This window comes from Rhizobacter sp. (genome assembly GCA_019635355.1).
Taxonomy (GTDB): domain Bacteria; phylum Pseudomonadota; class Gammaproteobacteria; order Burkholderiales; family Burkholderiaceae_C; genus Rhizobacter.
Map to the genome: position 1 here is coordinate 2,820,603 of JAHBZQ010000001.1, position 11,963 is coordinate 2,832,565.

General features: G+C 67.4%; 9 protein-coding genes. 7 read left to right on the forward strand and 2 right to left on the reverse strand.

The genetic code is table 11. The features are described from left to right. The first annotated feature begins 2 nt into the window (after nt 1-2). From dksA to hslU, 4 genes are all read left to right on the forward strand, one after another. Nucleotides 3-1,016: an RNA polymerase-binding protein DksA gene (gene dksA / locus KF892_12770; GenBank protein MBX3625883.1), complete on the forward strand. Its 1,014-nt coding sequence runs from the start codon at nt 3-5 to the stop codon at nt 1,014-1,016. Between the two features lie 25 nt (nt 1,017-1,041). Next, nucleotides 1,042-2,724 (forward strand): hypothetical protein, encoded by a 1,683-nt coding sequence (locus tag KF892_12775; protein ID MBX3625884.1) that lies wholly within the window; start codon nt 1,042-1,044, stop codon nt 2,722-2,724. 147 nt (nt 2,725-2,871) lie between these two features. Next, a complete protein-coding gene (hslV, locus tag KF892_12780) occupies nt 2,872-3,417 on the forward strand; it encodes an ATP-dependent protease subunit HslV (protein ID MBX3625885.1) in 546 nt (181 codons plus the stop codon). After that, nucleotides 3,414-4,748 (forward strand): ATP-dependent protease ATPase subunit HslU, encoded by a 1,335-nt coding sequence (gene hslU / locus KF892_12785; GenBank protein ID MBX3625886.1) that lies wholly within the window; start codon nt 3,414-3,416, stop codon nt 4,746-4,748. Before hslV ends, hslU begins: the two co-directional genes overlap by 4 nt. 9 nt (nt 4,749-4,757) lie before the next feature. Here hslU and KF892_12790 read toward each other — a convergent pair whose 3' ends face one another. Continuing rightward, the gene (locus KF892_12790) at nt 4,758-5,525 is read right to left on the reverse strand and encodes a type III pantothenate kinase (protein ID MBX3625887.1); all 768 of its coding nucleotides are present in this window, start codon (nt 5,523-5,525) and stop codon (nt 4,758-4,760) included. Further along, nucleotides 5,525-6,238 carry a hypothetical protein gene (locus KF892_12795; protein MBX3625888.1) on the reverse strand — a complete coding sequence of 238 codons (714 nt, stop codon included), beginning with the start codon at nt 6,236-6,238 and terminating at the stop codon, nt 5,525-5,527. The genes KF892_12790 and KF892_12795 overlap by 1 nt, the downstream gene beginning before the upstream one ends. Before the next feature lie 165 nt (nt 6,239-6,403). Here KF892_12795 and KF892_12800 point away from each other — a divergent pair, with 165 nt between their 5' ends. The 3 genes from KF892_12800 (at nt 6,404) to KF892_12810 (ending at nt 11,953) form a co-directional block, all read left to right on the forward strand. Further along, a complete protein-coding gene (locus tag KF892_12800) occupies nt 6,404-7,267 on the forward strand; it encodes a polyphosphate--nucleotide phosphotransferase (protein ID MBX3625889.1) in 864 nt (287 codons plus the stop codon). Between the two features lie 27 nt (nt 7,268-7,294). After that, nucleotides 7,295-10,663, forward strand: coding sequence for a methylmalonyl-CoA mutase family protein (locus KF892_12805; protein MBX3625890.1), 3,369 nt, complete (start codon nt 7,295-7,297; stop codon nt 10,661-10,663). 129 nt (nt 10,664-10,792) lie between these two features. Then, a complete protein-coding gene (locus KF892_12810; protein ID MBX3625891.1) occupies nt 10,793-11,953 on the forward strand; it encodes an ABC transporter substrate-binding protein in 1,161 nt (386 codons plus the stop codon). The last annotated feature ends 10 nt before the right edge of the window (nt 11,954-11,963 follow it).

An 11,963-nucleotide genomic window follows, 5' to 3' on the forward strand; every position in this document is an offset into this window, starting at 1 on the left:
CGGTGAAGCGTCCCACTCCCACCAAGCCAGCGGCCAAAAAGCCAGCGCCGGCCGCCAAGAAGCCGGCCCCGAAAGCTGCGGCACCCGCGAGCAAGACCTCCGCCAAACCGGCCGCTCCTTCCAAGGCCAGCAAGACCTCCAAGGCCCCGGCCAAGGCTCCCGCCAAAACTCTCAAACCCGCCACCAAGACCCCTCCGGCCCCTGCAGCGAAGCCCGTCGCGAAGTCCGTCGCAAAACCTGCTGCGACACCGGCACCGAAGCCGGCACCCGTGAAAGCCGCTGCGCCCGCCAAGTCGGCGGTCAAGGCACCTGCAGCACCGGAAACCGTCAAGCCCCTCACCGTGACCAAGACAGCCGTACCCGCCCCTCCCGCCGAACCGCCCAAGCCCGCCAGAACAGCGCAGCCCAAGATGTCGGCCGCTGCGCGCGCTTCCGCCGCAGCCTCCACCCCGGCCCCGGTGCCGCCCGCCACGTCTCGCTTCGCAGACCGATTCGCGCCTCCGCGCCCTCCGGCCCGCATGGTCGACCCGATCCTGGCCGATGCCGTCAAGGCACCGCAGAAGTCCGACCCCAAGCTGGCCAACGCCTGGAAGTCGAAGTCGGGCCGCGAGTTGACGGAGGCCGAAGTGCTGGCCATGCCCGACTCGGAATACATGAACGAGAAGCAGCTGGAGTTCTTCCGCGTCAAGCTGCAGACGCTCAAGGACGACCTGCTCAGCAACGCCGGTGAAACCACCGAGCACCTGCGCGAAGACACGACCATCGTGCCCGACCCGGCCGACCGCGCCACCATCGAGGAAGAACACGCCCTTGAGCTGCGCACCCGCGACCGCGAGCGCAAGCTCCTGAAGAAGATCTCGCAGTCGCTGGCCCGCATCGACGCCGGTGACTATGGGTTCTGCGATGAAACCGGCGAGCCGATCGGCTTGGGCCGCCTCATCGCCCGCCCGACCGCTACACTGTCCCTCGAAGCCCAGCAACGGCGCGAGCTGAAACAGAAGATGTTCGGCGACTGATCTCGCCGCGCGACAGTCTTTTCTCATGGCGGATTCGAAAGACAGCAACAGCTTCTTCCGTAAGGTAGTCAAGTTCGTGGCCAACCCGGCCACCGACTGGGCGCAACTCGGCACGCCTGCGGAAGATGCTCGCGAAAGCGAATACGCCAAGTCCGAACTCAAGGCGATGATCGAGCGCAAGCGGCGAAACGACTTCGTCCGCAAGCGCGAGTTCGACATGCTGCGCAAGGTGCGCCGCGAAGGCCTGACCGGCGAGCAGCTCGCCGCGCTCGGCGGCTCGTCGCGCCTCGACGACTCCGAAGCCCGCATGCCCGAGTCGGGCGCCAAGCAGGACAGCGGCGTCAAGGCGAAGATCGACGAGATCGAGCAGCAGATGGTGGGCGACGGCCTCGCCTCGCCCTCGCCGCGCCGCACGCCCCAGTTCTACGAAGCGCCCACCCAGCCGGCGGCGATGGGCTATGCCCGCACGCAGCCCGACGAAGGTGGCGCACCACCCGCGGCCGAGCCACGCCCCGCCCCCGCCCGCCCAGCCGCGGCGCCGGTGGCGGCTGCTGCCCCGATGCAGCCCACGATGGCCCCGCTCGACCTCGATGCCGGCACTGGCAGCCAGTTCGCCGAGCTGAGCGAGGTGGCCCACGACCCCGAGCTCGACGAAGCCGTCATCGCGTTTGCCAACGCCGACTTCGAACTGTGCGAACAGTCCCTCGCCGGTCTCACGGGCCAGGGTGGCCCGCGCGCCCAGCACGCCGAGACCTGGCTCGCCCTCTTCGACCTCTACCGTGCGATCGGCCAGCAGCACAAGTTCGAGAGCCTCGCCATCGACTACGCGCAGGCCTTCGGCTGGTCGGCACCGCAGTGGTTCTCGATGCCCAAGATGGTGGCCGAAGCCGCGAGCGAAGAGCGCCAGCCGCGCACGCGTGTCGATGGCCAGGTCGGCTGGGTGTGCCCCGCCGCGCTCGATGCCGAAGCCGTGGCCAAGCTGCGCTCGCAGACGCTGCAGATGCCGCTGCCCTGGGTGTTCGACTGGAGCGGCCTGAAGAGCATCGACGTGGAAGGCGCAGCGCGCCTGTCCGAGCTCTTCCGCACCTGGATGCCACAGCAGCTCGACATGCGCTGGCTGAGCGGCGAGCGCCTGCTGGAAGTGATTCAAGACGCCGCACCCACCGGCGTGCGCGATGCCGACCCGGTCTACTGGCAGCTGCGCCTCGACGTGCTGCGCATCGCCAACCGCCCCGACCAGTTCGACGAAGCGGCCATCGACTACTGCGTAACCTACGAGGTGTCGCCCCCGTCGTGGGAGCCGGCGACCTGCCAGGCGCGCATCAGCGGGGCGTCGGTGAGCACGCAGTCGCCGCCGATGTCGGTGGTGAGCGATGTGTCGACCACCTTCCAGGAGTCGCAGATCATCGATGAGCCGGGTGTCGTCGAGGTGGCTCGCGTGGAACTCTCGGGCCAGCTGGTGGGCGACATCAGCGCCACCTTGACCAAGATGAACAACGAGCTGGGCACCGCCAGCATCGTCACCGTGTCGTGCGCCAAGCTGATCCGCGTCGACTTCATCGCCGCCGGCGACCTGCTCAACTGGGTGCTGGCACGCCGCAGCGAGAACCGCACGGTGCAATTTGCCGATTCGCATCGTCTCGTCGCCCTCTTCTTTGGCGCGATGGGCATCAACGAGCACGCCAAGGTCAAAGTCAGGGTGGTTTAGCCCCCCAGTCGCTCCCGCTCCTGCCCCCAAGGGGCGCCACCCATCGGGCCGGGAAACCCGTCCCTTGGGCGTGGCTTGATAAGCACCTCGCTTCGCTCGTGCGATGTTCTGCTTGAATCGGCACGAATCACCCGAATCTCATACACCATGGACCAATATCACGGCACGACCATCCTGAGCGTGCGCCGCGGCAATGTCGTCGCACTCGGCGGCGACGGCCAGGTGACCCTCGGCAACGTGGTCGTCAAAGCGACGGCCCGCAAGGTGCGCAAGCTCTACCGCGACCAGGTGCTCGCAGGCTTTGCCGGCGCCACCGCCGACGCCTTCACCCTCTTCGAGCGCTTCGAGGCCAAGCTCGAAAAACACCAGGGCCACCTGGTGCGCGCGGCCATCGAGCTGACCAAGGACTGGCGCACCGACCGCGTGCTGCGCCGCCTGGAAGCGATGCTCGCCGTCGCCGACAAAGAGGCCTCGCTCATCATCACCGGCAACGGCGATGTGCTGGAACCGGAGAAGGGCATCGTCGCGATCGGCTCGGGCGGCTCGTATGCCCAGGCCTCGGCCATCGCGCTGCTGGAGCACACGTCGCTCGCACCGAAAGACATCGTGAAGCGCTCGCTGGAAATCGCCGGCGACCTCTGCATCTACACCAACCAGAACCACATCATCGAGACCCTCGGGGACACGGCATGAGCTTCAACATGACCCCGCAAGAGATCGTCTCCGAACTCGACCGCCACATCGTCGGCCAGGCCGCGGCCAAGCGCTCGGTCGCGATTGCGCTGCGCAACCGCTGGCGCCGCCAGCAGGTCGACGAAACGCTGCGCGGCGAGATCACGCCGAAGAACATCCTGATGATCGGACCGACCGGCGTCGGCAAGACCGAGATCGCACGCCGCCTGGCGAAGCTCGCCGATGCGCCTTTCATCAAGGTCGAGGCGACCAAGTTCACCGAGGTGGGCTACGTCGGCAAGGACGTCGACACCATCATCCGCGACCTCATCGAGATGGCGGTGAAGCAGGAGCGCGAGCACGCGATGCGCCGCCAGCGTGCCCGCGCCGAAGACGCCGCCGAAGACCGTGTGCTCGACGTGCTGGTGCCGCCACCGCGCAGCGACTTCGGTCTCTCTCCCTCGCAGCCGACCGACAACACCGCCCGCCAGGTGATGCGCAAGCGCCTGCGCGAAGGTGCGCTCGACGACAAGGAAATCGAGATCGAGGTCGCCGACCCCAAGCCCACGCTCGAGATCATGGGCCCGCCGGGCATGGACGAGATGGCCGAGCAGCTCAAGGGCATGTTCGCCAACCTCGGCGCCGCCAAGCGCAAGCAGCGCAAGGTGAAGATCGCCGAAGCGCTCAAGCTGCTGGCCGAGGAAGAGGCCGCCAAGCTCGTCAACGAAGACGAGATCAAGACCCGAGCACTCGCCAACACCGAACAGAACGGCATCGTCTTCCTCGACGAGATCGACAAGGTGGCCTCGCGCCAGGAAACCGGCGGCGCCGACGTGTCGCGCCAGGGCGTGCAGCGCGACCTGCTGCCGCTCGTCGAAGGTACGACGGTCAACACCAAGTACGGCATGGTGAAGACCGACCACATCCTCTTCATCGCCTCGGGCGCGTTTCACCTGAGCAAGCCGAGCGACCTGATCCCCGAGCTGCAGGGTCGATTCCCGATCCGCGTGGAGCTGGGGTCGCTGAGCGTCGACGATTTCGAGGCCATCCTCACGCAGACGCACGCGAGCCTGGTGAAGCAGTACCAGGCCCTGCTCGCCACCGAAGGCGTGACGCTGGAGTTGAAGCCTGACGGCATCCGCCGCCTGGCGCAGATCGCCTGCGACGTGAACGAGCGCACCGAGAACATCGGCGCGCGCCGCCTGTCGACGGTGATGGAGCGGCTGCTCGATGAGGTGAGCTTCGACGCACCGAAGTTGTCTGGCCAGACCGTGTCTCTCGGCGCCGCGGAAGTCGACGCCAAGCTCGGCGACCTGTCGAAGAACGAGGACCTGTCGCGCTACATCCTGTGAGCGTTCAGCTCACAGGGCCAGACGGTGTGATTGCAGGGCCAGAAGCCCGTCGAACACCAGCCGCTCCACCACCTCGATCTTGAGGTCGGTGACGGGTGACAGCTTGGGCGAGGCCCCGCCCGACATCAGCAGCACCGGCTCCTGGCCGGTCTTCGCGCGCAGCTTGCGGTACATGCGCTCCACCGCGCCCGCCATCGCGTTGACACCGCCGCTCATCAGCGCATCGCTTGTGTTGGTGGGGAAGTCGACCACCTCGCCGGTCGGCACGCGCAGGCCGGCGGTGCCCATCTCCAGCGCGTTTTGCATCACACCGAAGCCCGGCAGGATCAGGCCGCCGAGGAAGTGGCCGGTCTCGTCGACCGCATCGACCGTGACCGCCGTGCCCACCATCACCACCAGCACCGGCCGCGGCGCACCGCGCGAGCACACGTAGTGCCACGCGCCGATCATCGCGACCCAGCGGTCGGGGCCCAGGCGGGCCGGGTGTTCGTAGCCGTTGGTCACGCCCGCAGCGTGGGCGGACGACACGACCCAGCGCGGGTCGATGTCCCAGATCTCCAGTTGCTCCTCGACCCGCCGGCGGATGCTCTCGCCGGCCACCACGCAGCCCAGCATGCTGGTGGGTGCAGGGAGTTTTTTCCAGTCGTGGTCGGCGAGGTGGTCGATGGTCTCGAGAAAGACAGCACCATGCGCCATCAAGGCGGCACCCGGCTGTGGCGAGGCGTACAAGCCCCATTTGAGGCGGGTGTTGCCGACGTCGATGGCGAGAAAGGTCATCAGGAAGAAGGAATGGACAACGGTGGTTGGGTGGCCAGCAGTTCGCGCACACGGGCCATGGTCTGCGAGGCCCACAGGCCCTTGAACGGCTTGAAGATACGGCCCTCGACTTCTTCGAGCAAGGCTTCCAGATCTTCGCGCGTGCGGGCGCGCCGCAACCGGAGCATGGTCAATGAGCCGGCGACCGGGGCTTCGGCCTTCACGGCACGCAGCAGGATGTCGCGCGCTTCTTCCAGCGCTTCGTCCTGTCCGCCCGATTGCCGCTCGGCCTCGATCGCGTCCATCGCCGCACCCGACACGCCCGACAACTCGTTGAGCGAGGAGTCGAGGTGCGACTCCGGCTGCAGGCTGGCGGCGGCGGGCAGGAAGCTGCTGATCACCGAGTCGGCCACGGGCACGGCTTCGGGAGCCGCCTGCGGCGCGGCCACCGCCGCGGCCGGCTCGGCCACGTCGACCTCCACGTCGACCGTCTCCAGCGGCATCGGCGCCGAATCGAGCGGCGCGGGGCGCGAGATCATGCCGAGATCGACCAACTCGTCGTAGCAGGTGTCGGGCGAGCCCGCGGCCTGGGCCAGCTGCCGTACCTCATCTTCCGGCCGGCGCCCGTCGACCAGCAACAGCACCGTGCGGTGGCGCTGGCTGAGCTTGCGCTGGCGGCTTTGCAATTCCTGGACGGCCTCGGACGTCTTGACGGGGACAAATGGCGTGGGCACGGCAACACTCCTCTGACTGCTTTTCTCTCCGGGCGCCCTCCAGCACCCGCTGTGGCCGGGATTTTGAGGCCAAACCCTTCTTTCGAGAGCGCCCGAAAACCCGCCCGAGCCCGCCTGCCCGCCCCGTGGACAGGGGTGTCGGGCCCGAGGGGGATACACTGCCAATTGACGTATACGTCAATTGGAGGCGACGTGCCCGGACCCACCCCGAACCTCAAGCCCTACCAGCACGCGACGGCGAACGGCAAACCCGCCCGCTTCGATCTGGACAAGGTTTCGCCGCAAGCCAAGCCTTACTCCAGCGGCGACAAAGCCGCCGACAAGGCCGCCGTGGAAGCGCTCGCGCAAGAGCTCGACGCGCTGCAAAACCTCTTCTTTGCCGACCGCCGCTTCAAGCTCCTGGTGGTGTTGCAAGGCACCGACACCAGCGGCAAAGACGGCACGCTGCGCGGCGTGTTCGGCCAGATGAGCGCGCTCGGCGTGCACACCGTGGCCTGGAAGGCGCCCACCGAGCCCGAGCGGGCGCGCGACTACCTCTGGCGCATCCACCAGCAGGTGCCGGCCGCGGGTGAGGTGACGATCTTCAACCGCAGCCACTACGAAGACGTGCTCGTGCCGGCGGTCAACCAATGGATCACCCCGGCGCAGGTGAAAGAGCGCTATGCCCACATCAACGCCTTCGAGCGCATGCTCACCGAGACCGGCACGGTGATCGTGAAGTTCATGCTGCACATCTCGAAAGACGAGCAGCGCAGCCGCCTGCAGGAGCGGCTCGACGACCCGACCAAGCGCTGGAAGTTCTCGGCCGGCGACCTCGAGGTGCGCAAGCAGTGGAGCGCCTACCAGCAGGCCTATGCCGACGCGATCTCGGCCACCGGCACGCCCTGGGCGCCGTGGACCATCGTGCCGGCCGACTCGAAGACCCACCGCAACCTGATGATCGCCAGCGTGATGAAGCAGGTGTTCGAGTCGCTGAAGCTGCGCTATCCCCCCGACGACCCGGCGCTCAAGAACCTCAAAGTGGTCTGACCCAGAACCACACCAGGAGACAAAGACATGACCGACCTCTCCGCCGAGCACAAGGCGCTCGCGAATTACCGCCCGACGAACAAGGTGCGCTTCGTCACCGCGGCCAGCCTCTTCGACGGGCACGATGCCGCCATCAACATCATGCGGCGCATCCTGCAGAGCATGGGCGCCGAAGTGATCCACCTCGGGCACAACCGCTCGGTCGACGAGGTGGTGACGGCGGCGCTGCAAGAGGATGTGCAAGGCATCGCGATCAGCTCCTACCAGGGCGGGCACGTCGAGTACTTCAAGTACATGGTGGACCTGCTGCGCGAGCGCGGCGGCGCGCACATCCAGGTGTTCGGTGGGGGCGGCGGCGTGATCGTGCCGAGCGAGATCGCCGAGCTGCAGGGCTACGGGGTGGCGCGCATCTACAGCCCGGAAGACGGCCAGCGCATGGGGCTGCAGGGGATGATCGGCGAGATGGTGATGCGTTGCGACCACGCGCTGTCGTCGCATGCGCCCACCTCGCTGGCTGCCATCCAGGGGCACAGCGAAGCGAACTGGCGGGCGCTGGCGCAACTCATCACGGCACTGGAGAACGGCGCGGCCGAGGCATCGATGAAGACCGCCTTGCACGACGCGGCCAAGAAGACCCGCATCCCCGTGCTCGGCATCACCGGTACCGGCGGTGCGGGCAAGTCGAGCCTCACCGACGAGCTGATCCGCCGCTTGCGGCTCGACCAGGGCGATGCGCTGCGCGTGGCGCTCATCAGCATCGACCCATCACGCCGCAAGAGCGGCGGCGCGCTGCTGGGCGACCGCATCCGCATGAACGCCATCGGCCCGTGGCACGCCCCCGTTCGCCCTGAGCCTGTCGAAGGGCCGGCGCAGGGCTCTGGGGCTTCGACAGGCTCAGCCCGAACGGAGGGAGGGCAGCGTGTCTTCATGCGCTCGCTCGCCACGCGCGACTTTGGCAGCGAGATCAGCCAGGCCCTGCCCGACGTGCTGGCCGCCTGCAAGGTGGCCGGCTTCGACCTCGTGATCGTCGAGACGTCCGGCATCGGCCAGGGCGATGCGGCCATCGTGCCGCTGGTCGACGTGCCGATGTACGTGATGACGCCCGAGTTCGGCGCCGCGAGCCAGCTGGAGAAGATCGACATGCTCGACTTCGCCGAGTTCGTGGCCATCAACAAGTTCGACCGCAAGGGTGCGGCCGATGCACTGCGCGACGTGGCCAAGCAGGTGATGCGCAACCGCGAGGCGTTTGGCCAATCACCCGATGAGATGCCGGTGTTCGGCACGATGGCGAGCCGCTTCAACGACGACGGCGTGACGGCGCTGTACCAGGCGCTGCTGCCGCGCTTGGCCGAGTTGGGGCTGAAGACAAGACAGAGCACGCTGCCCCGGGCCAACACCCGCCACAGCACGCACCAGGTGCCCATCGTGCCCGGCGCGCGTGTGCGCTACCTCGCCGAGATCAGCGACGCGGTGCGCCACTACAAGGCCGACGCACTCAAACAATCGCGCCTCGCCCGCGAGATCCAGCAGCTGCGCGAGTCCGGCCGCATGCTCACCGAAGACAACCCCGACAAGCGCAACGCCGTCAACGCCGTGCACACGCTCGCCGATCAGCGCGAGGCCAAGCTCGACCCGCACGCGAAGAAGCTGCTCGCCCAATGGCCTGATCTGCAGAAGGCCTACGCCGGCGACGAATACGTGGTGAAGATCCGCGACAAGGAGATCCGCACCGCGCTCACCACCACAACGCTCAGCGGCACCAAGGTGCGCAAGGTGGTGCTGCCGAAATACGAAGACCACGGCGAAGCGCTCAAGTGGCTGCTGCTCGACAACGTGCCGGGCAGCTTCCCCTACACCGCCGGCACCTTCGCCTTCAAGCGCGAGAACGAAGATCCGACGCGCATGTTCGCCGGTGAGGGTGATGCCTTCCGCACCAACCGGCGCTTCAAGCTGCTCTCCGAAGGCATGCCGGCGAAACGCCTGTCGACCGCCTTCGACAGCGTCACGCTCTATGGCCACGACCCGGCATTGCGGCCCGACATCTACGGCAAGGTGGGCAACTCGGGCGTGAGCATCGCCACGCTCGACGACATGAAGGTGCTCTACGGCGGTTTCGACCTCTGCAGCCCCAACACCTCGGTCTCGATGACGATCAACGGCCCGGCGCCCACGATCCTCGCGATGTTCATGAACACCGCGATCGACCAGCAGCTCGAGAAGTTCAGGTTCGACAACCACCGCGAGCCGAGCGACGACGAAGCGCAGAAGATCGTGGCCTGGGTGAAGCAGAACGTGCGCGGCACCGTGCAGGCCGACATCCTGAAGGAAGACCAGGGCCAGAACACCTGCATCTTCTCCACCGAGTTCAGCCTCAAGGTGATGGGCGACGTGGCCGAGTACTTCGTGCACCACGGCGTGCGCAACTTCTACTCGGTGAGCATCAGCGGTTATCACATCGCCGAAGCGGGTGCGAACCCGATTTCGCAGCTCGCCTTCACGCTGAGCAACGGGTTCACCTTCGTGGAGGCCTACCTCGCGCGCGGCATGCACATCGACGACTTCGCGCCCAACCTGTCGTTCTTCTTCAGCAACGGCATGGACCCGGAGTACACCGTGCTCGGCCGGGTGGCACGCCGCATCTGGGCGGTCGCCATGCGCGACAAGTACGGCGCCAACGAGCGCTCGCAAAAGCTCAAGTACCACGTGCAGACGAGTGGCCGCAGCCTGCACGCGCAGGAGATCCAGTTCAACGACATCCGCACCACGCTGCAGGCGCTGATCGCGATCTACGACAACTGCAACTCGCTGCACACCAACGCGTTCGACGAGGCCATCACCACCCCCACCGAAGACAGCGTGCGCCGCGCGATGGCCATCCAGCTCATCATCAACCGCGAGTGGGGCCTGGCGAAGAACGAGAACCCGAACCAGGGCGCGTTCGTGATCGACGAGCTGACCGATCTCGTCGAAGAAGCGGTGCTGAAGGAATTCGAGCGCATCGCCGAACGTGGCGGCGTGCTGGGCGCCATGGAGACCGGCTACCAGCGCGGCCAGATCCAGGAAGAGAGCATGCGCTACGAGATGCTCAAGCACACCGGCGAGTACCCCATCATCGGCGTCAACACCTTCCGCAACCCGCATGGCGACCCGGTGCCCACCCACATCGAGCTCGCGCGCTCGACCGAAGACGAGAAGCAGTCGCAGCTCAAGCGGCTCGCCGACTTCCACGCAACGCATGCGAGCGAGGCGCCCGCCATGCTCAAGCGCCTGCAGCAGGCGGTGATCGACAACCGCAACGTCTTCGAGGTGCTGATGGACGCGGTGCGTGTGTGTTCGCTCGGCCAGATCACGAGCGCACTCTTCGAAGTCGGCGGCCAATACCGGCGCAGCATGTGAGCCGCGCCAGGCCGCACCGCCGCGCGCGATTTCCCTAGTCGACGGTCTGGCCTCATCTCGTTACCCTCGCGCCTGAAAACGATTTCAGGAAGCCGGCACAACTGGCTTCCCTGCGAGGAGACACCCCCCATGCCCGCCATCCGTCGACGCCGCTTCGTCAGCACCACCCTGGCCGCCAGCGCCGCACTCGCCGCACCGGCCTGGCTGCGCGCGCAGCCCACGCTCAAGATCGGCCTCACGCTGCCGTTGAGCGGCGCGCCCGTGGTGCGCAACGCCATCCAGGGGGGTGGCACGGCCGACGTGGGCCTCGACTTCCTCGCCGGCTTCCAACAGGCGGTCGCAGCCGAGCGGCGCGGGCAGCCCATCGAAGTGATCGAACTCGACGACGCCTACAAGCCCGAGCAGGCCGCCGCCAACGTGGAGGCGTTGGCCCGCCAGGAGGTCGTCGCGATCAGCGGCCTCTGGTCCACCGCCCATGCGCAGGCGGCCCTGCCGGTGGCCGCGCGCCTGCGCCTGCCAGTGATCGGCATGCGCTCGAGCGCCGCCGAGCTGCGGCGTGGCGACAACCCTTGGGCCTTCCACCTCAAGGCGAGCGATGTCGACGAGCTGAACGCGGTGCTCAAGACCTTCAGCGGCATGAGCCTGCCGCGCGTGGGCGTGCTCTACGTCGACGAGCCTGGCCAGCGCGAGCTGCTCAAGCACATGCAGGCCTCGGGCGCGAGCATCGCCCGCGCCATCGCCGTCGACCCCACCAGCGCCGACAAGCTCGCCGCCGCCGCGCGCGAGGTCGTCGCCACGCCGGGCACGCAGAGCATGCTGCTGCTTCTGCCGACCGAAGCGGTGGTCGACACCATGATGGAGCTGCGGGGCCGCGGCAACGCCTACATGGCGCCGGTGTGCACGCTGTCGCAGGTGATCAGCCGCCCCTTCGCCGAGAGCCGCGAGCGTGCCCTCAACGGCCTCGGCGTGGCCAGTCCGTTCAGCAACCCGGCCTTGTCGCGCACCGAGGTGGCCAGCCGTTTCCGCGACGCGATGATCGACCGCGACCTCGACGCCCTCACCCGCTCCTTCAGCGCCTTCGAAGGCTTCGTGTACGGCAGCGTCATCACCCGCACGCTGGTCGAGATGAAAGCCAAGGCCGCGCCCACACGCCAGGCCCTCGCCGCGGCGCTGCGCGGCAAGCAGATGAACCTCGGCGGGCTGCCCATCCGCTTCGATGAACGACAGGTCGGCCACCAGTCGGTGCACCTGCTCTACAAGTACGCGGCCGAAGGCGCGCTCAAGGCCTGAGCGCCGGGCG